The 21107-nt window shown below is 62.0% G+C and carries 18 protein-coding genes and 1 pseudogene; 7 read left to right on the top strand and 12 right to left on the bottom strand.

Features of this window, described 5'->3' with window-relative positions; translation table 11 throughout:
* From C482_RS13075 to C482_RS13100, 6 genes are all read right to left on the bottom strand, one after another.
* Positions 1 to 873 (bottom strand): AI-2E family transporter (locus C482_RS13075; RefSeq protein ID WP_006168112.1); only part of this gene is annotated, 873 nt, incomplete at its 3' end.
* Between the two features lie 187 nt (positions 874 to 1060).
* Positions 1061 to 3757, bottom strand: a complete 2697-nt coding sequence (locus C482_RS13080; RefSeq protein ID WP_006168113.1) for a heavy metal translocating P-type ATPase — start codon at positions 3755 to 3757, stop codon at positions 1061 to 1063.
* A gap of 42 nt (positions 3758 to 3799) precedes the next feature.
* Positions 3800 to 4681: a sulfite exporter TauE/SafE family protein gene (locus C482_RS13085; RefSeq protein WP_006168114.1), complete on the bottom strand. Its 882-nt coding sequence runs from the start codon at positions 4679 to 4681 to the stop codon at positions 3800 to 3802.
* Between the two features lie 272 nt (positions 4682 to 4953).
* Complete coding sequence (gene hmgB, locus C482_RS13090; protein WP_006168115.1) at positions 4954 to 6291, bottom strand: hydroxymethylglutaryl-CoA synthase; 1338 nt, start codon at positions 6289 to 6291, stop codon at positions 4954 to 4956.
* Between the two features lie 204 nt (positions 6292 to 6495).
* Positions 6496 to 7074, bottom strand: a complete 579-nt coding sequence (locus C482_RS13095) for a DUF2150 family protein (protein WP_006168116.1) — start codon at positions 7072 to 7074, stop codon at positions 6496 to 6498.
* A 73-nt stretch (positions 7075 to 7147) separates the two neighbouring features.
* The gene (locus C482_RS13100; protein ID WP_006168117.1) at positions 7148 to 8020 is read right to left on the bottom strand and encodes a TatD family hydrolase; all 873 of its coding nucleotides are present in this window, start codon (positions 8018 to 8020) and stop codon (positions 7148 to 7150) included.
* A 199-nt stretch (positions 8021 to 8219) separates the two neighbouring features.
* Between C482_RS13100 and C482_RS13105 the strand changes: the two genes are divergently transcribed.
* The 3 genes and pseudogenes from C482_RS13105 to C482_RS13115 all read left to right on the top strand — a co-directional run bounded on the left by C482_RS13105 (position 8220) and on the right by C482_RS13115 (position 12236).
* Positions 8220 to 8468: a DUF7127 family protein gene (locus C482_RS13105; RefSeq protein ID WP_006168118.1), complete on the top strand. Its 249-nt coding sequence runs from the start codon at positions 8220 to 8222 to the stop codon at positions 8466 to 8468.
* Positions 8465 to 10729, top strand: coding sequence for a CDC48 family AAA ATPase (locus tag C482_RS13110; protein ID WP_006168119.1), 2265 nt, complete (start codon positions 8465 to 8467; stop codon positions 10727 to 10729). Before C482_RS13105 ends, C482_RS13110 begins: the two co-directional genes overlap by 4 nt.
* Positions 10730 to 10977: 248 nt before the next feature.
* Positions 10978 to 12236: pseudogene (locus C482_RS13115) on the top strand (RNA-guided endonuclease InsQ/TnpB family protein).
* A gap of 31 nt (positions 12237 to 12267) precedes the next feature.
* Here C482_RS13115 and C482_RS13120 read toward each other — a convergent pair.
* The 5 genes from C482_RS13120 to C482_RS13140 form a co-directional block, all read right to left on the bottom strand.
* Positions 12268 to 12480 carry a bacterio-opsin activator domain-containing protein gene (locus C482_RS13120; RefSeq protein WP_006168120.1) on the bottom strand — a complete coding sequence of 71 codons (213 nt, stop codon included), beginning with the start codon at positions 12478 to 12480 and terminating at the stop codon, positions 12268 to 12270.
* A 171-nt stretch (positions 12481 to 12651) separates the two neighbouring features.
* Positions 12652 to 13122, bottom strand: coding sequence for a thioredoxin-dependent thiol peroxidase (gene bcp, locus C482_RS13125; protein WP_006168121.1), 471 nt, complete (start codon positions 13120 to 13122; stop codon positions 12652 to 12654).
* A gap of 153 nt (positions 13123 to 13275) precedes the next feature.
* Positions 13276 to 14301 carry a DNA replication complex subunit Gins51 gene (locus tag C482_RS13130; RefSeq protein WP_006168122.1) on the bottom strand — a complete coding sequence of 342 codons (1026 nt, stop codon included), beginning with the start codon at positions 14299 to 14301 and terminating at the stop codon, positions 13276 to 13278.
* The gene (gene priS, locus C482_RS13135; RefSeq protein WP_006168123.1) at positions 14298 to 15473 is read right to left on the bottom strand and encodes a DNA primase small subunit PriS; all 1176 of its coding nucleotides are present in this window, start codon (positions 15471 to 15473) and stop codon (positions 14298 to 14300) included. Before priS ends, C482_RS13130 begins: the two co-directional genes overlap by 4 nt.
* A gap of 93 nt (positions 15474 to 15566) precedes the next feature.
* Positions 15567 to 16043, bottom strand: coding sequence for a GNAT family N-acetyltransferase (locus C482_RS13140; RefSeq protein ID WP_006168124.1), 477 nt, complete (start codon positions 16041 to 16043; stop codon positions 15567 to 15569).
* Positions 16044 to 16202: 159 nt separating this feature from the next.
* Between C482_RS13140 and C482_RS13145 the strand changes: the two genes are divergently transcribed.
* The 3 genes from C482_RS13145 to C482_RS13155 all read left to right on the top strand — a co-directional run bounded on the left by C482_RS13145 (position 16203) and on the right by C482_RS13155 (position 19449).
* Complete coding sequence (locus C482_RS13145; protein WP_006168125.1) at positions 16203 to 16664, top strand: archease; 462 nt, start codon at positions 16203 to 16205, stop codon at positions 16662 to 16664.
* Positions 16665 to 16765: 101 nt separating this feature from the next.
* Positions 16766 to 17848, top strand: coding sequence for a DoxX family protein (locus C482_RS13150; protein ID WP_006168126.1), 1083 nt, complete (start codon positions 16766 to 16768; stop codon positions 17846 to 17848).
* 89 nt (positions 17849 to 17937) lie between these two features.
* Positions 17938 to 19449, top strand: a complete 1512-nt coding sequence (locus C482_RS13155) for an RtcB family protein (protein WP_049896715.1) — start codon at positions 17938 to 17940, stop codon at positions 19447 to 19449.
* A gap of 99 nt (positions 19450 to 19548) precedes the next feature.
* Here C482_RS13155 and C482_RS13160 read toward each other — a convergent pair whose 3' ends face one another.
* The gene (locus C482_RS13160) at positions 19549 to 19779 is read right to left on the bottom strand and encodes a hypothetical protein (protein ID WP_006168128.1); all 231 of its coding nucleotides are present in this window, start codon (positions 19777 to 19779) and stop codon (positions 19549 to 19551) included.
* A 170-nt stretch (positions 19780 to 19949) separates the two neighbouring features.
* Between C482_RS13160 and moaA the strand changes: the two genes are divergently transcribed.
* Positions 19950 to 20990: a GTP 3',8-cyclase MoaA gene (moaA, locus tag C482_RS13165; protein ID WP_006168129.1), complete on the top strand. Its 1041-nt coding sequence runs from the start codon at positions 19950 to 19952 to the stop codon at positions 20988 to 20990.
* Positions 20991 to 21107: the final 117 nt, after the last annotated feature.

A 21107-nucleotide genomic window follows, 5' to 3' on the forward strand; every position in this document is an offset into this window, starting at 1 on the left:
GATAAGCGCGGGCCGAATGTAGGTGTCCGAGGCGCTGACGATCGAGCCGTACACGACGAGTATGCCTGCCGTTACGAACTGTCCCGTGCCAAGCAGGTATAGCGAAACCGGAACCCAGACGCCGAACGCGCCGATCAACGGCAATAGCGCGAAGATGAACGTCACGACCGAGAGCAACACAACGGTCGGGACCCCAAGCAGTGCAAGACCGACACCGAGCAAGACGGCCTGTATCCCAGCGACAGCGACGTTTCCGACGACCGATGCCCACATGAGCTGGTCGAGTTCAGTGACGAGTTCCGACAGCAACTCGTCCTCGACTGGCAACACGCGCGTCATCCACTCGACGAACTCACCGCCGTCTCGTAACAGTGCGAACAGGACGAACAGTGATACCGTCAGGCCGATCAAGATACCGGGAATGCCGCCGGCGATCTCGAGTGCGCTCATTGCGAGCCCCTGTAGTCCCGTCGCAATCGGTTCCTGATAGGTCTGGTAGAACTCGACGACGTCGATCGAGTAGCCGGTTGCCTCGATCTGGGTCTCGATCGCCTCGATGTCGAGTTGGCCGTTCTGGATGGCAGTGATGACATCGAGTGCCTCGCGGAACGCGACGATGAGAACGTAGCTGAGTGGGAGCAAAATCGCGAGAACCGCGACGGCGACGAGCGTGAGCGCAGCGACAAGCGAGCCAGTGTAGCGCTCAAGCCAGCGCTGTGCGGGGTGGAGAATATACGCGAGGACGACGCCAAGCAGCACGTACTGGAGATACGGCAAAACGATGAGTAGTCCAAGTAACGCGGCGACGGCAGCGAGAACGGTCAGCCCGGGCCGCTTTGCGTACCAGCCGCTGGACGGAAGGCGATCAGCCATGGTATCTGTCCGCTTTACACTCATGAGACATTATTTTGATGATACGATTATCGTGAGCGACTCGATTTCTTTGGTCGCACACCTGGTCCCGTTGGGCGGAGCGCTGTGTCACGAACTGCTGTTTGGTAACGTGACTGCGCTCACGAGCGGATTGGGTTCGGCCCTACGGCGGAAACGGCCCTCTCGCTCAATCGAGCAGCGGTCGCGAGGAGTTTGTGACGACGAGCAGACTGCTCGCCCCCATCGCGACGGCGGCGAACAGCGGGTTCAGTAGTCCTGTTACCGCGAGCGGGATCGCGATTGCGTTGTAACAGAACGCCCAGCCGATATTCCCCTTCACACGGCGGTCGGTTGCCCGCGCGAGTTCGAAGACAGTGTCGACCGACGAGAGGTCGTCGTCGACGAGCGCCACGTCGGCCGCGTCAGCGGCCATCGCCGTTCCACCGCCGAGTGCGACACCGAGGTCCGCACTGGCAAGCGCCGGCGCGTCGTTCGTTCCGTCGCCGATCATTACCGTCCGGCCGGTCCGCTTCAGTCGGTCGACGGTTTCGGCCTTCCCCTCCGGTGGGACGCCGGCGAACACCTGCTCAACGGCGTCGTGCTCGCGGAACTGCGCGGCCGCGCGGCGGTCGTCGCCGGTCAGCACGACGATGTCCGTTCCCGACGCCGAAATTGCGGTGAGCGTCTCGTCCCAACCCTCGCGAAGGTCGTCGCCAACGACGATCAGACCGTCCGCAGCACCGTTACGGCCGACGGCGACCGGAACGCGCCCGGTTTCGCGCGCGTCCGTAATTCGCTCGTCGAGTTCGTCGGGCACAGTCCAGCCCCGGTCACGGAACAGATCCGGGTGTCCGACGATGAGTTCGTCGCCGTCAACGACGCCCGAGACGCCGTTACGGTGCGATTCGAATGAGTCGATTCGATCGTCGTCTGCATGGTGTCCGTTGCCTCTGTGGTCACCGTGATCCTCGTCGGTGGAATCGGTCTCGGCTGGAGCCAGCTCACCCTCTTCGTCCGACGGCGCGACTGCTCCGCCATCCGCTACCGGCGACACTGGCGTCGCCGCAATCGCCTCACCGACCGGGTGTGCAGACCGGCTCTCGAGTACCGCCGCCTGCTCGAACAAGTCGTCCACGAGGTCGGTGTCGACGACGGTCATGTCGCCGGTGGTCAGCGTACCGGTCTTGTCGAAAACGACGGTATCGGCGTTCCGGATACGCTCGAAAACGCTGTCGTCGAAGACGACGATGGAGCGCTCGAGTGCGTCCCGGATGCCGGCGGCGACAGCGAGGGGGGTGGCGAGACCGAGCGCGCACGGACAGGAGACGATCAGGACGGTGAGGCCGACAAGCAGGGCGTCGGCAATGCTGGCACCGAGTACGAGGTAGACGAACGTCACGACGAGTGCAAGCACGAGGACGAGCGGGACGAAGATCGTCGCCAGTTTGTCCGCAAGCTTCTGGATGCCGTGGGTGCCACTCTGGAGGTCCCAGACGAGTTCGCTGATCCTATCGAGGGTGCTGGTGGCGTCCTCACCGACCGCGACGGTGAGCGAGCCGTCGGAGATGATCGATCCGCCAACGACCTCGTCGCCCGACTCCTTCGTCACGGGCAGAGATTCGCCGGTGACGACGGCCTCGTCGACTGCAGCCTGGCCGCCGACGACAGTGCCGTCGATGGGAATCCGTTCGCCGGTGCGGACCAGGACGTGGTCACCGGACTCGAGTTCGTCGACGGCGACGGTTGTCTCACCGTTGCTGGTGGTGTCATTGCTATCGCCGTCGGTGACGGCGCTGCTGTCGGTGGCAGTGCTCGTATCACCGTCATCACCAGTGGAGACCCGGCGAGCCTCGTCGACCTGCACGGCGGTCAGATCGGAGAGGCGGTCCATCGCCTCGCGTTTGAGCGTCGACTCGTAGTAGCCGCCGACGGTGACGATGACGATGATCGCGACGGTCACGTCGTAGTAGATGTGTGGGCCGTCGACGGCGATCGAGAGCGTACTGTAGAGGTACGCACTCACGGCCGCGATCGAGACGAGTAGATCCATGTTCGGCGATCGGGTCTTGATCGCCACGTAGGCCCCCTGCAGGATCGGCTTCCCGGTGATCAGCAGGATGATCGTCGTCAGCGCACCGATACCGATGTAGAACGGCGTCGCAATATCGCTCGCGAGCGCCTCCGTGAGGAACTCAGCCGTCCGCTCGTCGTAAAATAGCCCACCGAAATAGGTCGGGTAGATGATGACGATGTACTGCAACATCACCATCATCCCCATCAGGACGCCGACGGCGACACGGCCCATCTCCCAGTTGTCGGCGCGACGGCGACTGATGGCGTCCTCCCTGTCGTAGGCGCTGTAGCCGAGCTTGCTGATCTCCGCCTTGAGTGTCTCGACCGACACTGCCTCTGGATCGTGGTCGATGCGGGCCGTATCCGTCACGTAACTCGAGCTGGCGTGGCTGACACCCTCGGTGTTCGACGCGACGGACTCGATGAACGCCTCGCAAGTCGCACAGTACATGCCGTCGACTTCGAGGAAGGTGGTTTCGTGGCCCGGTGGGACCTCTCTGTCTTCGGTCTCATCCTCACTCTCCGCGTCGGGCGCGGCACGTGCGTCGCGGATGTCCGTCGCGTCTACGTCCTCGACATCGCCGAGGGCATCGTAGACGTCCCGACAGCCGACACAGCAGAACGCGTTGCCGTCGTCGACGACGCCGCTGCCCTCGACTGGCAGCTCACAGAGCGTACAGCCGGCGTCGGCGTTTGCCGTGCCGTCTGGACTTGGTACGGAGTCCGAATCTGGGTCTGGGTCTGGGTCCTGGTCCTGGTCCTGGTCCTGGTCCTGATCCGGATCTCGGTTCGTGTCGTTCGTCTCTGTCATTGGTCAGTGCTCAGTAGTGGTCGTGGTGATCCGAGTCAGTGCTCAATGGTGGCTGTGACCGCCCGTCTCCACACCCGGCGCGTCGATCCCGTCGTAGAACGGCAACTCAGGGTGTGGGACGTGAACCCCCAGACTCATCAGCCCGTGGGCGAACAGAACGTAGCCGAGGACGACGAACGCAACACCGAGTAGCTGGTGCACTCGGCGGCGGTGTGCGACGTCGATGGAATCGATGATCGTCCCGTACGCGAAGACCGCAGGCACCGTTCCGAGGCCAAGCGCCGCAAGCGCGAGCGCCCCGCCGGTCGGAGAGCCGGTCGCGAAGGCGTACAGAAACGCCGGATAGAGAATCGGGCAAGGCAAGAGGCCGTGCAGCGCACCGAGGCCGACGATACCCGGTCCGTTCGCCAACCGATCGACGTACGTCGTCAACCAGCCCGTTACGCGCTCGAGCCCAGGCAGGTGTATCCCACCGCTGGTCGTCTTCCCGAGTACGTAGTAAACCCCCGTTATCATGACAAACGCGCCGATGAGCAACCCGACCCCTCCGCGAGTGAACTCGAGTGCCGGTGTGAGTTGCTCGGTGGTGACGAACAGGAGGCCGCCGAGTGCGCCGAAGGTTGCCCCGAGGAGCGTGTAACTCGCGGTGCGCCCGAGGTTGAACAGTGCGTGCTGGCGGACTTCGTAGGTGGTGAGGTGACCGGACCGGGAGCGTGTGGTTGCTGTGGCACCGTTGCCGTCGGTTCGGACGGGGTCGGAACCGCCGTCGCCGTTTCCGTTGGTCCCGGTGTCACTGTCGTCGGTCATCCGGCTCGCGTAAATCGTCACGAGCGGCCCACACATCCCGATGCAGTGGGCACCAGCTAGCAGACCGATGACGAAGAACAGCACGACGTCGATGCCGAGGAGCGAGAGTGGATCCATGCGAATCAGTGCGCAGTCGTTGGCTGCCCTAGTCACCCCACCGGGTAGTGCGTTTCGCCTTCGATGCGCTCAGCACGGCGCTCGTGCCGGATACAGGCCGAACGAGTTCGGAATTCGATGAATAGACCAGTCAGTTGCTGGTGGATGACACTGGCTCGGTGGTCGTCGTGGAGACACAACTCGAGTGCAACGAGCACCCTGCTCGTCTCGCGCCGGTCAGCAACGAGACGGACCCGTGAAACACCGCAACGAAAACCAGCGCTTGGCTCCGACTACTCGACGTATCGGTACTTGCGCTCGCCCATCCGGCCCCAGCCGTCGAAGACGAACTCTTCTTCTGGTGTCGTAAACTCCTCGACGTCGATGTCCATCTCGTGGTTGTGCGCGTCGTGGACTTCTTCGTAGTCCTCCCAGGAGAGATCATAGCGCGCCTCGAGTTGCTCACTGATGTTTAGCGCCTCGATCTCTTCTTCCCAGCCGTCCTGAACCGTCTCGGCGTGAATCTCTGCCTGCGCACCGCTACCGTAGGAGCCGACCAGCAGTGTTTCGCCGGTCAGATCCCGACCGGATTCGAGAGCCTGTTTCAGCGCGCTTGCGCGGGCGATGTGGACCGAGCCGGTGTACCAGTTGCCGACCTCGCGCGAGAGCGCCAGCGTGGGGTCGACTGTCTCGGCGTACCACTCCTGGTACCGGTCGGTTTTCTTGAGTGCGTCCATGTACTCGCGAACCGCTTCGCGGAACGCGTCCTCGTCGTCGAACGCTTCTCTGCGGGGCTGGCGACCGATCTCCTCGGCGAGTTCCTCTTCGACCGCCGTATCACGTGTGACGTGGCGATACGCGAGCATCGCTGCCTTGCGGACCATGCCCGGGAACGGAGTGTGGAACGGCGCGAACACGAAATCGTCGGGGTGAACGTCACCTGCGACGCTCTCGTAGTCCTCCAAGGCTTCTCGCATGCGGGCGAGATACACCTGCACGGAGCGCTTGCCGTCGACCGAGGGGAACTGCTGGTTCGGCTTGAGGAAGTCCGTTTCGTCGGCCGAGCCGTAGCCCTGCTCGGTGGAGAGTTCGATCAGATCTGGGTCTTCGTCGATGTACATCGCGACGGCACCCGCGCCCTGGGTCGCCTCGCCGGCGTCGCCGCGGGCGTAGAGTGCGGTGTCGGTCGCGATAACGAGTGCGCCGCGGCCACGGTTTCGGCCCGCGCGGATCCAGTTGTACGCGTCGTCCAGGCTCTGTGTGCCTGCGATACAGGCGAACTTGCGCTCACCCTTGTTCGCGTGGTGGAAGTCGCCGTCGTAGACTGATTCGAGACAGCCAGCGACGTACGTCGAAACCGGCTTCGAGTTGTCGAAGGAGCTCTCAGTTGCGACGTCGATCCGGCCGATATCGTCGGGTTCGAGGCCTTTGCGTTCCATCAGGCGGTGGGCTGCGTTTGCGCCCATCGTGACGATGTCCTCGTAACTGTCGGGGAACGAACTCGCGTTGAGACCGAGCCCTTTCGTGTACTTCTCGGGGTCTTCGCCCTTTTCCGGCGCGAACGTCCCGGGAAGGTCGAGCTTGAGGTTCCCGGTCCAGATCTCGATGGCGTCGATACCGACTGCTGTCATACTGGGATACTATGCAGCGACCTATATGGTATTGTCGTTCGATGTTTCGACAGATGCCGTACCCTCGGGAAAAGTTCTTTGTCGCCGAGCGCGGACCGAATCGGTTGTGCCTCACCAGCGGTTGCGTCTCAACAGCCGTACTCGACAGTAACCGGTCAGGAAGCGAACGCATCAAAACACGCTGCGTTCGTCGGATGTCCGTCGTTACTCGTCTTCTTCGACGACTTCCGGGTCGCTCATCGCACTCTGGAGGCTGTCGAGGCCGTTGATCCACTCCGTGACCAGCCCGTACTCCAGATCTTCTGCGACGGTCATGTCGAGTTCGTCACCGTCGATGATGAGCGTTCCTGCCTGGGCGGCGTAGCCGAGTGCGGCGTCGAGATCTTCTTCGGCTTCCGCGTCTGCGGCGGCGCTCAGGTAGTCACCAACCGTGCCGTCCTCGGCAGGACCGTTCGCGATATACTCCTCCGCGGCGAAGAAGACACAGACGAGGCTCGTCTGGACGCCGTCGACCAGAATCAACTTCTCTTCGTCCTCGATGTCGATCTCGCTGAGAACGATCTCGCGAACATCTGCGATCTCCTCGAGTGCAGTCTCGTCGTCTATGTCCCCGTCGTCGTAGGCGGCAACGATCTTCGCGATGGCGATCGCCGTGTCATCCTGCAGGTTCAGCAGGAGACGGGCCGACGATTCGTCTTCGGGATCGATCTCTTCGTCTTTGATGCGATCGATCCAGTTCTGCCATCGTTCCTCCGAGTAGTACTCGGTCGGGGGATTGCTCATACAGACACCTACACCGGCCGCTTGAAATGCCTTTCTCTACCTGTACGCCGCCACGACAGAAGCAAAAACCGCCTTACTGGCGGGTAGCGCCCTCGAGCGTACCTTCGGTGTCGATTCCGTAGACGAGTTCGGGGGTTTCAACGTGGGCCGTTCGGACCGCGTCGTCACGATCGTTCTCGAGTAGCCATCGAACGCGGCGGGGGACTGTTTTCGGTCCAAGGACTGCTCCCGGCCGGCCGGGGTCGTCGACGTAATCGGTTTCCATCAGGAACGGTGCATCGTGCTCGACGGCGCGGTCGGCCGCGCGTTCGAGACGGTCCTTGTCGCTCATGACGCTCGGTGTCGGTCCCTCGAGTTGGCCCGCGGCGTAGTGTTTGACGACGTTGTGTGCGGGCAGGCCGCGCGCCTCGGCCCACTCAGCGACCTCGGTTAGGTCCTCGCTCGCTTCGGTGTGAAGCTGGACCGCGCAGCCGAGGTCGCCACCGTGGTCGAAGGCGCGGCACATGACGGCGTTTGAGGCTTCCCAGACAGCCTCGGAGACGTCGTAGTGGGGCCGACCGGATTTGAGCGCGAGCGCCTCGCCGCGCTCGACAAACTCGGCGGCGAGGTCGATACCGCCTTGCATGATCTCGCGGGCCTCGTCCGGGCTGTAGCCGCGCTCGTCGACGAGCCGCGAGGTAAGACCGGGATGGACCCCGAGGACGGGCCAGGCGCGGCCCGGCAGTTCGTCCGACGCGTCGTCGACGATTTCGATGGTACGCTCGAAGACGGGGCGGAAGTCCTCGCCGGTGTCGGCCTCGACACCCAGATGCCAGGAGGGCTTGTTCACCACGAGCAGGTGTGTGCCACCGACGCGAGCGAAATCGCGGACCGCGTCGATTCCGCGGTGGGCGTCCGGATCGAGGTGCAGATGGTTGTCGAGAACCGGTGTCTCGTCGTCGATCATATCCGCTGGTGGGTGCGCGATTCGGGAAAAGTCACCGACTCTCGATCAACCACCATCGGCCAGAATAATATACTTCCGTGTCTGTGCTGAAAGCAATGTGAACTACGAACAACGGTCTTTCGGCGCATCGGCACCCCGTACCCGGGTTGATTGGAGAAAGATTTTTATAGAAGTGGCGATTACGTTGGGTTAGTAACGAATGACTCTTGAGCAATTCACCAACAACGAAGAGCAGGTCGCCCGTCGATACCAGTACGACGACAAACTCGTCTTCGTCGTCGACTTCGGCGCAGACATCGCCGACAGTGCGGTCGACGTGGTCGACGGAACGGTCCTTGTCGTTCTCGATGGGACGCAGTACGAGATTGAACTCCCTGACGGTGCAGACGACGCGCATACGTTTATCAAAAATGGGGTGCTCACTATCGAAGTGGAGGGCGACCGATGAAACTTACCGTCAAACCACTCAAACAGAAGGACGCAGGCCGCGGACTGGCCGCCATCGATCGGGTGTCGATGCGTGAACTGGACCTCGAAAACGGCGATTACATCCTGATCGAGGGAAGCGACGACAGCCAAGCCGTCGCCCGCGTCTGGCCTGGCTACCCCGAGGATGAGGGACGGGGAATCGTCCGTATCGACGGCCGTCTCCGTCAGGAGGCGGATGTAGGGATCGACGACCGAGTCTCGGTCGAACCCGCGGACGTCAATCCCGCGAGCTCGGTCACCGTCGCGCTTCCACAGAACCTCCGTATTCGAGGCGATATCGGGCCGCTCGTTCGCGACAAACTGTCTGGCCAGGCCGTCACTGAGGGCCAGACGGTTCCCTTCTCACTCTCGTTTGGGCCGATGGCCAGCTCCGGTCAGTCGGTCCCCCTGAAAATCGCAGGCACCTCGCCGTCAGGAACCGTCGTCATCACCGACTCGACCGACATTAACATCTCCGAGACGCCGGCCGAACAGGTCGGTGCCGGCGGTGAGCCGAGCGCCGAGGGTGTCCCGAACGTCACCTACGAGGACATCGGCGGCCTGGACAACGAGCTCGATCAGGTCCGCGAGATGATCGAACTGCCGATGCGCCACCCAGAGCTGTTCCAGCAGCTCGGGATCGAGCCGCCGAAAGGCGTCCTGCTACACGGCCCGCCGGGTACCGGGAAGACGCTGATGGCGAAAGCGGTCGCCAACGAGATCGACGCCAACTTCCAGACCATCTCTGGCCCGGAGATCATGTCGAAGTACTACGGCGAGTCCGAAGAACAACTTCGGGAGGTCTTCGAGGAGGCAGAAGAGAATGCGCCTGCTATCGTCTTTATCGACGAACTCGACTCCATCGCCGCAAAGCGCGAGGAAGCCGGCGGCGACGTCGAACGGCGTGTCGTTGCCCAGTTGCTTTCGCTGATGGACGGCCTCGAGGAGCGCGGCCGCGTCACCGTCATCGCCGCGACGAATCGGGTCGACGACATCGACCCCGCACTCCGTCGTGGTGGCCGCTTCGACCGCGAGATCGAGATCGGCGTTCCGGACAAGGACGGTCGCAAGGAAATCCTGCAGGTCCACACCCGCGGGATGCCCCTCGAGGAGGACATCGACCTCGACCGCTACGCCGAGAACACCCACGGCTTCGTCGGTGCCGACCTCGAATCGCTCGCCCGCGAGGGCGCGATGAACGCCCTGCGGCGCATCCGCCCCGACCTCGACTTAGAATCCGAAGAGATCGACGCCGAGGTCCTGGAGACCCTGCAGGTCACGGAGGGCGACTTCAAGGAGGCACTCAAGGGAATCCAGCCCTCGGCGATGCGCGAAGTCTTCGTCGAAGTCCCGGACGTCTCCTGGAACGACGTCGGCGGACTCGGCGACACCAAAGAACGACTGCGCGAGACGATCCAGTGGCCGCTCGACTACCCCGAGGTCTTCGAGCAGATGGACATGCAGGCCGCGAAGGGTGTGCTCATGTACGGCCCGCCCGGCACCGGCAAGACGCTGCTCGCCAAGGCCGTCGCCAACGAGGCCCAGTCGAACTTCATCTCGATCAAGGGCCCCGAACTGCTGAACAAGTACGTTGGCGAATCCGAGAAGGGCGTCCGCGAAATCTTCGAGAAGGCCCGGTCGAACGCCCCGACCGTGATCTTCTTCGACGAAATTGACTCTATCGCGGGCGAACGCGGCCAGCGACAGGGTGACTCCGGCGTCGGTGAACGCGTCGTCTCCCAACTGCTGACCGAACTCGACGGCCTCGAGGAACTCGAGGACGTCGTCGTTATCGCGACGACCAACCGCCCGGACCTGATCGACTCGGCCCTACTCCGTCCCGGCCGCCTCGACCGCCACGTCCACGTACCGGTCCCGGACGAAGAGGCCCGCGAGCGTATCTTCGAGGTCCACACCCGGAACAAGCCGCTTGCCGATGCGGTGGAACTCGAGTGGCTCGCCGAAGAGACGGAAGGCTACGTCGGTGCCGATATCGAAGCAGTCTGTCGTGAGGCGTCGATGGCAGCCAGCCGCGAGTTCATCAACTCGGTCGATGCGGACGATATCGACGAGACGATCGGCAACGTCCGTATCGGCAAGGACCACTTCGAGCACGCACTCGAGGAGGTCCAGCCGAGCGTGACCCCGGAGACACGCGAGCGCTACGAGGAGATCGAACAGCAGTTCCGGCAGGCGGAGCCGGGACAGGAACAGGAACAGCTCGGTCGGACGTTCCAGTAGGCGCTTGGCCTGCGGTGTGATCCTCTTGTCCCGTTTTTCGGATACCGACTCCGTCTGTTCTGACGGTTGGTGCCTCGGTTTTGCAGTGGGTTATACGCTGAACAGGCGCAATACCACGTCCTTCAGGGCGTGGATACGCGCCGTCGATTGATGTAACGATCCACCGCCTGTTGGATGGCCAGATATTCACACTGAATCGACACTATTTTCTTTTCGTCCTTCATAACTGGTTATGAGGGCAGAATCAGATGCGAACCCACCGAACATTCGAAGCGTCGATCACTAACCCGAAGCAGGTTAGTGGCGACCTCGATCAACTCGGACGGGCCGCATCGAAACTCTGGAACGTCGGTCGCTACTACGCACAAGAACAGTGGGATGAAACGGGCGAGATCCCCGATGACGGGGAACTCAAATCCGAACTTAAAGGCCACGAACGCTATACGGATCTTCATTCTCAATCCAGTCAGCGCGTTCTCGAAGAACTCGCTGAAGCGTTCAACGGCTGGTTCACAAAGCGTCGGAACGGCGATAGCCGTGCCCGAGCGCCCGGCTACCGCAAACGCGGCGATTCGCACCCACGTTCTACGGTGTCGTTCAAAGCGGCTGGCTTCAAGCATGATGGACAGTTCAACCGCGTTCGCCTCTCGAAAGGCCGAAACCTGAAGGCACACCGTTCGGACTTCGTTCTGTGCGAATACGAGCTACGTCCCGACGTAGACCTCTCCGAGTGGGACATCCAACAGGTTCGGGCCGTCCACAAGTACGACGAGTGGCGGCTCCACTTCGTCTGTCGGAAGGTAATCGATCCTGAACCGCCGGGCGACGAGATTGCCGGGATCGACCTCGGTATCTCGAACGTCGCCGCGCTTTCGTTCGGCGGTGAATCGATTCTCTTTCCCGGCAACGCCCTGAAAGAGAACGAATACTACTTCGGACGAAAGAAGGCGAAGTGCGACGATAGCCGATCCAACGAGCGGCTTCGGCTGGATCGAAAGCGTACCGAACGCCGAACCCACTTCTTGCATACACTCTCGAAACACATCGTTGCGGAGTGCGTCGAGAGAGGTGTTGGTACAATCGTGATCGGCGACCTCGGCGGTATCCGCGACGACGAGAACGGCGACCCCCGCAACTGGGGTGCGCACGGGAATCTCGACCTTCACGGCTGGGCGTTCGACCGCTTCACGTCGATGCTCGAGTACAAGGCGGAAACCGAAGGGTCGAGGTAACGGTAGAGTCCGAACGCGCCACCTCGAGAACGTGTTCCGCCTGTGGAACGAAAGACAGTGATCAGCGCGTCGAACGCGGGTTGTACGTCTGCGAGGAGTGCGATACGGTGGCGAACGCGGACGTGAACGGTGCGGAGAACATCCGACGAAAAGTAACTCCGAGTCCTTCACGGGATAGGAGTAACGGCTGGTTGGCACAGCCTTCAGTCCATCTGTTCGATTATAGCGAGGGCCGTTTCGCCCCGCGAGAACAGGTTGTGAACTGTAAACCGTAATATCCCAACGGCGGTCGGGATTCCACGTCGTTTACGGCGTGGAGGATGTCAACGACGGATCCATTTCGAACGCTTCTTCGAACGACGCGTGGTCGTCGCCGGTCACCCAAAAGTACGGCATGAGCCGATCTTCAGTCGTCGCGACGAGTCGTTCGATTTCGACTACCATCTCCGGCACAGCCGACAACGTTTCATGTAACGCAAAGTCCGCAGAGTTGATCGTAAACTCTCCCATGACGCTCATGGCGGTGGTCTCGGTTCTCAGCGTCGATAAGGCTGTGGCTGGATTCTGATTCCCGACCACCGACCACTGACCACCAATCACCCACTACCAATTCTCAATCTCCAAGCCATCAATTACCAATTACCAACCACCAATCACCGATCTCCGGTAACTGTCCCGACAGCCGACAGGTCAGACCGACTCTTCAGTCTCAAGTGACTCGAGTACACGCTCAGCATGACCGTCCGGGCTGACGTTCTCGTAGGCGGCCTCGATGGTTCCGTCCGGGCCGACGACGTACGTGTTTCGGAAGACGCCGTCGAAGGTGTTGCCGAACATCTGTTTTTCGCCGTAGGAGTCGTACTGCGTTGCGACCGCGCCGTCTTCGTCCGAGAGTAGGTCGAACGAGAGGTCGTATTCGGCCGCGAAGGAATCGAGGTCCGACACCGGGTCGTCGCTGATCCCGACGACTGCCGTGTCGGCATCCTGGAACGTGGCCAATGCGTCGTCGAACTGGCAGGCCTCAGTCGTACACCCCTCAGTGTTCGCCCGCGGATAGAAGTAGATCACGAGCCGCTGGCCGTCGAAATCGGACAGTCGAACGGGTTCGCCGTGCTGGTTCGACAGTTCGAACGCAGGTGCATTTTCGCCAACGTCGAGCATGGGTGTGGATTTGTGACTGCGGTCGTCAGTGTTGTGGTTCTTGGGCCTGGTGGCTGGACGGCTCACAGTGTACGCTGCTCACAGCAGACGCTCCCCGTAAATCAGATCTGTGACTCTCGAATCGCGTCCCGACAGAATAGAACAGACAGACTGCTACTCGAGTTGTTCTGCCGCCTCGCGTTCGACGAGTGGTGTGGCGTTGGCCTCGGGCAGCGTTACGATGTCGTCGCTGGCGAGGGTGTACTCGCGGTCATCGACGCCGAGAATTGCACCGACATCTTCGGTGATTTTGACGGTGACGCGGTCGACAGGTGGCGCTGACATCCCTGTCTCTGCGTCTGCGTCGGGACTGTCCGTCTCGGTTGCAGCCCCCACCTCAGTTGCTTCCGGGTCGGGAGCCGGCGGGGTACTCGAGTCGGCTGGCGGCTCGGGTGTGGCTGTGGGCGCACCTGCGGACGGAGAGTCGATATCGTCGAGCGCATCTGCGCCTCCCATCACGTCTGCGGGAGAGACGTTGTCTGTCTCTGTCGAGCTAGCCTGTATCCCGTCCGTCTCGGCCGACGGCTCCGCCGGCGGTGTTGGTGGTTCGGGTTCAGTTTCGGGTTCGGGTTCGGGTTCAGTTTCGGGAGATGGCGGCTCCGGTGCAGAACCAGTTTCGTGCGGTGGTCCTCCCAGCTGTCCCTCGGAACCAGTCTGTGGATTCTGGCCGGCGGCGGACGCTGCCAGCGAGTCGGAAGCAGAGCCAGCCGACGGCCTATTGGCCGCCCCCATCCCTTCATCCGCAACATCTTCGACACCTTCGAGCACATCAAGCACGCGACTCTTGTTCGAACTAATACGCTCGACGAGGTCGTCGAACAGATCTGCCTCTTCGGCGGTCAAACCCTCGTCGTTGGCCGCCATTCCCGCGGCGGCGAGACTCGCCTGCTTGACGAGTTTGCCCATCCGGCGCTCGTAAATCGCTTCAACGACGTCCTTGGCAGTCTCGATTTCGTCTGTCAACCGCCCCACTTCGGGCGAGGAGAAGGGATCGTCTGCGCGGTCGGCCACGCGTTCTCGCTCGTCCTCGAGTTCGGCAATGTACTCGCCGACCTCCTGGTAGAACGAGGGGCGAAGATTCTGGAGGCTGTCCTTCTTTCGCTCCTTGCTCTGGACTGAGCGGAGTTCGTTTAGATTCATTCTTTCTCCTTCTCAGCGCGCCCGCGTGCCATCAGAAAGACGGCAACGTACTCTGGTAATGACTGGTCACCCTCCGAGACCGTAAAGCTATCTCCTCCGAGTTCGACTTCGCCGCCGTCAGTCACGTCGACCGCGATCTCCTGGCCTTCGAACGTCTCGGGGACGGCATCGACCAGCGGGTCGAAATCTTCGAGTTCGTCGCGTCCGAGTCGAACCGTCTTCAGCCCGCTGCCGCCGTGGAGAGTCCCCGGCAGGCGGATCAGTCGGTTCGTGTCCGTCGTCACCGGTTCGTCGATGGGTGCGTTGTCCTTCTCGACGGCTGTCGATGCAAATCGTTCTGCGAGCTGGGCAACCGCGGTGTGGACCGTGACGTTCCCCGCCTCGAGCTGGTCGCGGTTGTTCCGCGCGGCGTTCAGCGTCGCCTTCGCCTTCCCTTCGCCGATCCCGTCGAACTCCTGGAGGGACTCGAGTGCGGCCTCGTCCTCGAGTGCGAGCAGGTCGTCGACGAAGGTCATGAAGTGTTCGTGGGTTCGTTTCCCCCAGCCGCCTTCGATGCGGAGGGTGCGGCGCTCGGTCGGCGTTTTTCGGCCGAGTCCGGCGACGGTTTCGGTTTCGATCAGGGTGTCGAAGTCGAGACCGATGCCGCGGACGTAGTCGACGATTTCGCGTCGGTGTTCTCTGTCGAGGTGGCGAACGTTATCGTCGCGGACGTGGACGTGGTAGCCCCGTCCACCCGAGAAGACGATTTCGAGTTCCTCGAAGCCGAAGTCGTTTTCGAGGAAGTCAAGCAGTCGGAAGAGGGCCTCCTTACACTTGGCGAGCATCTCGGCGTAGGAGTCTTCGCCGAGCGTGACGTCCGGCAGGTGGTCCGCGTCGAGGTCGAAGACAAGGTCGGCAGATTGCCAGTCTTTTGCCTTCATCGAACTCGCGCTCGGATCCCGAAAGCGGCCCGCGGAGAAGTAGACGTGTCGCGGGCGCTTGCGGACGAGAAACTCCGAGAGGTCGCCAAGCTCGAGCAGTGACCGGTGGCGGACCATCGTCGTCCCAGGCCCCTCCGTCCAGGGGATGAATCCCCACTCGCGCTCGTTCGCGGCGGGCGGCGGTGTTAGCTCCGTCCGTCGGTAGTAATCCCGAAATCTCCCCCGAAGATAGGCCCTCGTTCGCTCCTCCATGCGCTTGCGCTACTCGTCGTGGCGCGGGTATAATTGTATTGTCTTGGACTGCCCGTTTGGGCGACCGACGCTGCTGCTGGTGAGGGCTGGAGACTAGCGGCCCATGAGGTCCGAGAGCCGATCCGTGATCCCATCGCCGGAGCCGAGTTTCAGGTAGTAGGCGTCGCCGCCGTCCTCGTAGTAGTTGTCGATCCGGCGCTTGATCTCGAAGCCGAGGTGTTCGTAAAACTGCAGCGCGTTCTCGTTGCTCGTGCGCGCGTGACACGTAATCGTCTGGTGGTCGTCGGCGACGCGGGCGACGAGCCGTTTGCCGACACCCTCACCACGAAACTCCGGAGCGACTGCGAGAAAGAGAATGTAGCCGTCGCGTCGAACCGCAGCGAAGCCGATCAAGTCGCCGTCGAGTACGTAGCAGTGGACGGTCGACCGGCGATAGGCGTCGGTGAAAAAGTCGCGTCGTTGCTTGAGGACGTCCTCTTCGCGGTTGATCTCCTCTTTGAGCTGCCAGGCCCGCTCGACGAACTCGTCGTTCCCTGGCGTAACGACGCGCCTGTCGATGTTGACGCTCACTACCACTGCCTTACATCGTCGCCAATATAATTCCACCGGCAACGGGCCTGCCGATAGCGATATATACCGTTTACTGATAATCGTCCCTGCTCATGCAGGCATCGAGCCAAAGCGACGGGCATACGACGCCGGTTGTAGTACGATGGCCAAGAGACGACTATGGGATTCGAACTTCGAGACCACACAGCCGACATCGCAGTCGAGGCGTCGGGCGAGTCGATCACGGACGTGTTCGCCTCAGTGGCTGACGGCCTCGCGGCGGCCTCCTGTGAGGACATTCCGTCAGCGGGCGGAGAGCGCTTCTCGCTGTCGGTCACGGCCGAAAACCGTGAGGCGCTGCTGTTCGACTACCTCGACGAACTGATCTATCTCCGGGATGTGCGCGCTGAACTCCCGGTCGACCATCACGTCGAGACGATTGACGGAGCCGACACCGACGCCGACGCCGACGCCGACGAATCGACAGCCCCCTCCACAGAGAAGTGGTCGCTCACCGCAACTGCCCGCGGTATCCCGCTCGCCGAAATCGATGCCCGCGAGGTGAAGGCAGTAACCTACTCCGAGATGCAACTCGAGGTAGTCGACGATCACTGGAAAGCCTACGTCGTCTTCGACGTCTAACGCGATAGTCTCCGCCAGCCAACTGCTGCATCGGAGCCGTGTTTATTTCATCGTGGGCATTGTGCGTACTGTCAATGGTGTGTAGCCATCGCCGCCGATGGATGCACCTCGTTGGTGCGTTCGCCCTCGTCGTCGCGGCTACCGGCCGTGTCCGTGCACACGAGGAGTACGTCGTCGACGATGAGGTAGACATCACCCTCAGCGAGTTTTTCTCGGAAGCGCTCTCCGATCCATTCGTCATCGGACCGCTAGTTGCCGGCGCGCTCGTTGTCGCACTCCTCGTCGGTGGCTACCTCCTCGTCCGCCCGCTCCAGCGAGACCTCGCAGCGTTTCGCTTCGCCATGCGGGAGTACGTCGAGTACGTTCCCTGGCTCTTGCGCATCTCGCTCGGTATCCCGCTAATCGGGGCCGGCTTCAGCGGCTACTTCATCAGCCCTGCACTCGAGGTGGATCTTCGTCTCCTCCAGATTGCGCTCGGCTTTCTCCTCCTCTTCGGTCTCGCGACCCGCGTCGTCGCACTTGTCGGCCTCGCGACCTACCTCGTCGGCGTGGTGATCTGGCCGACGCTGCTACTGCAACTCGAGTTCGTCGGCGGACTGGCGGCCATCGCGTTACTGGGAAGCGGACGGCCGAGTGCGGATCACGTTCTCCAGCGGGTTGCCGGCTCGCCGGGAACGGTCTACAGACGATTCGATCCGGTGCACGAGCGCGCACGGGAGTTTCAGGCGCGGATCGATCCCTACGAGCGGTTCCTGTCGACGGTCGTTCGGGTCGGGCTTGGGGCGACGTTCATCTATCTCGGCGTGACACAGAAACTCCTCCAGCCGGGACTCGCGCTCGCGGTCGTGGACCGGTACGATCTCACGGCGGTTATTCCGGCCAGTCCGGAGCTGTGGGTGATGGGTGCTGGACTAGCAGAAGCGGGGCTTGGCATCGCGATTATTCTGGGCTTTTTTACGCGGGCGAGTGCCGCTACAGCGCTCGCGATGTTCTCGCTGACGCTGTTTGCGCTCCCGGATGATCCGGTGCTCGCCCACGTCGCCCTGTTCGGGATGGCATCCGTGCTGCTCATCACCGGCGGCGGACCGTACGCGCTCGACAATCGACTCGAACGGCTCGAAGCCGACACTGAAGCAGAGGCAGCAGATGCAACGCCGACCGAAGCGACACAGTCTCGTGGCTGATGGCTGTCGCGGTCATCTGGACAGAAGTGGCCGCGGGCAGTCGACCGGAGAGACGAACATCTTTCATCGTCGAGGCCGGATATCGAAGTATGAGCAACGTCACGTTCGACGCCGACGGCATCACGCTCGAGCAGGTGCGTGAGTACGTCTGGGAGATTCCACAGGAGGGAGATATGCGCGCCCCAGCGAGGGTGCTCGCCAGCGAGGCTCTACTGGAGGAAATCAAGGAGGACAAGACACTCGAACAGATCACAAACACGACTCACCTGCCAGGAATGACGACCAACGCGATCTGTATGCCCGACGGCCACCAGGGCTACGGCTTCCCGGTCGGCGGGGTCGGCGCGCTCGACGCTGAGCACGGCTGTATTTCGCCGGGAGCAGTTGGCTATGATATCAATTGCGGCGTCCGCATGATGCGGACAAATCTGACGTACGACGAACTCAAGGGCCAAGAAGAGGAACTCGTCGACGCACTCTTCGCGAACATCCCGTCGGGGCTCGGCGGCGGTGGCGTCGTCGAGGCCGGCGTCGACACCGTTGACGAGATCCTTGCCCGTGGCGTCGACTGGGCACTCGAGAACGGGCACGCAGTCGAGGACGATCTCTTGCACTGTGAGGACGAGGGAATGCGCGAAGGTGCCGATCCGGAGAAGGTGAGCCAGAAGGCCAAGGATCGCGGGAAGAACCAGATCGGTTCGCTTGGCTCCGGAAACCACTTCCTCGAAGTCCAGCGCGTCACGGACATCTTTGACACCGAGGTTGGCGAGGCGTTCGGACTCGAGGAGGACCAGATCGTCGTCCTGATCCACTGCGGTTCGCGCGGACTGGGCCACCAGACGTGCAACGACTACCTGCGCAAGATCGAGCAACAGCACCAGGGCCTGCTGGACCAGTTGCCGGACAAGGAACTGGCTGCAGCGCCCGCGGGTTCACAGCTCGCCGAGGACTACTACGGTGCGATGAACGCGGCGATCAACTTTGCGTGGGTCAACCGCCAGCTGATTATGCACCGCACGCGGCAGGTGTTCGAGCGTGTCTTCGACCGCTCGTGGGAGTCGATGGAGATGGAGCTCCTGTACGACGTGGCACACAACATTGCGAAGAAGGAGACGCATACAGTGGGGGTCGGGCCGGAGGGCCGACCGGTGCGAGACGGTGAAGCCGTCGAGCGTGAGGAGCGCGAACTCTACGTCCACCGAAAGGGTGCAACGCGCGCGTTCCCTGCCGGCCACCCCGAGGTCCCGAAAGCGTATCGTGACGTCGGTCAGCCGGTCATCATCCCCGGCAGCATGGGCGCGGGCAACTACGTTCTCCGCGGTGGCGAGAACTCCATGGACCTTACGTTTGGCTCTACCGCCCACGGCGCGGGGCGGCTGATGAGTCGCACCCAGGCGAAAAATGAGTTCTGGGGCGGCGACGTCCAGGACGAACTCGAGGAGCAGGAGCAGATCTACGTGAAAGCACAGTCGGGTGCGACGGTGGCCGAGGAAGCGCCGGGGGTCTACAAGGACGTCGACGAGGTCGTCCGTGTCTCGGACGAGTTGGGCATCGGCGACAAGGTTGCGCGGACGTTCCCGGTCTGTAACATCAAGGGATAGCAGTCGCTGGCGGGTAGCGCCGAACCCACGAATGTACACTGTCAGACTCGGCGACTGCACGCCGTCAGGTCCCTGACTACAACTGCGTCACTTTCAGTTTCACTTGAGACGGAACGGGTTGTCGTCCGTCTCATCTTCGCTTTCATCGTCGCGTTCTACCTCCTCGCTCTCGTAGGGTTTGCGGGCGGTGATCGTCACCGTGGCCTCGGGGGCGTCCTCGTCGGACCACGGACTGTCGTAGGCCGACAGTTCGAGGTCGGTCACGTCCCAGCCGGCGGCTTCGATTTGTTCGACGAGTTCGCGCTGGTCGGAGAGCATCGCATCGTCCATGGGCGACGTACGCGGATCTTCGGTGTAGTTCTTCTGTCGGCAGTATCGGTCCTGGAAAGTCCGAGTCGTCGTTACGTCTATCTACTGGCTGGCAACTACGTAACCAAAACAGGTTACGACAAGTGGGAATACCCGGCGCGCTTAAGCGGTTTCGACCGAAACGGGGTGGTATGCTCACCGACGAGTTCGGGCGCGAGGTGACCGGGGTTCGCGTCTCGCTCACCGATCGGTGCAACTTTGACTGCATCTACTGCCACAACGAGGGCTTAGGCGACACTCGCGGACCGATGGATCCCCAGGACGACGAGATGGAAACCGACGAAGTCGTCCGATTCCTTGAGGTCGCCGCCGAGTTCGATGTCGACGCCGTCAAGTTCACTGGCGGCGAGCCGATGCTTCGCCAGGATTTGACGGAAATCATCGAGCGCACTCCCGACCAGATGGAAGTCTCGCTAACGACGAACGGCACGTTTCTCCCAGGCCGTGCCGAGGAACTGGTCGACGCCGGCCTCGATCGGGTCAACGTCTCCCAGGACGCACTTGACCCCGAGGACTTCGCCGCCGTCACGAAAAGCGGTGCGTACGAGAAGGTGCTGGAGGGTGTCGACGCCGCTCTCGAGGCAGGGCTTGATCCAGTCAAACTCAACATGGTCGTCTTCGAGCACACGGCGGGTTACGTGCCGGAGATGGTCGACCACGTTGCCGAAAACGAGGGGCTGCAGCTCCAGTTGATCGAGTATATGCCCGAGCTGACGGGTCGGCCGGAGTGGAACATTGACATCCAGCGCGTGCACGATTGGCTGGCCGAGCAGGCCGCCGAGGTCGAACACCGCGAGATGCACGACCGAAAACGGTACTGGATCGAGAGCGATAGCAGAAGCGGCGGCGACGATACCGACACCGGGGACGAAGACGGGGCCACGAACAGCGGTGGCCGCGGCATGGTCGAAATCGTCGACCCCGTCGAGAACCCAACCTTCTGCGCGAACTGCCACCGTGTCCGAGTCACCCATGAGGGCTACCTGAAGGGCTGTCTCAACCGGAACGACGACCTCAAACCGATGGGCGAGATGACCAAACCCGAGATTCGCGAGGCGTTCCGCGAGGTCGTCGCGAACCGCGTTCCATACTACGGTGAGTACATGATCCGCAACGGCGACGGCGAGTGGGAAGTCAACGACGAGTACATCGAAGGCTACGCCCAGAGCTGAGTGTCGTTGAACGTCGTTTTTACAGGTTGAGCAGGCGCAAAGCCTCGCCGTTCACAGTCGTTGCCGAACCAAGATGTAGAACAAACTGAAACAGATTGCTTCGTCACTTTCGGTGAC

The sequence above is a fragment of the Natrialba chahannaoensis JCM 10990 genome, assembly GCF_000337135.1.
Lineage (GTDB): Archaea > Halobacteriota > Halobacteria > Halobacteriales > Natrialbaceae > Natrialba > Natrialba chahannaoensis.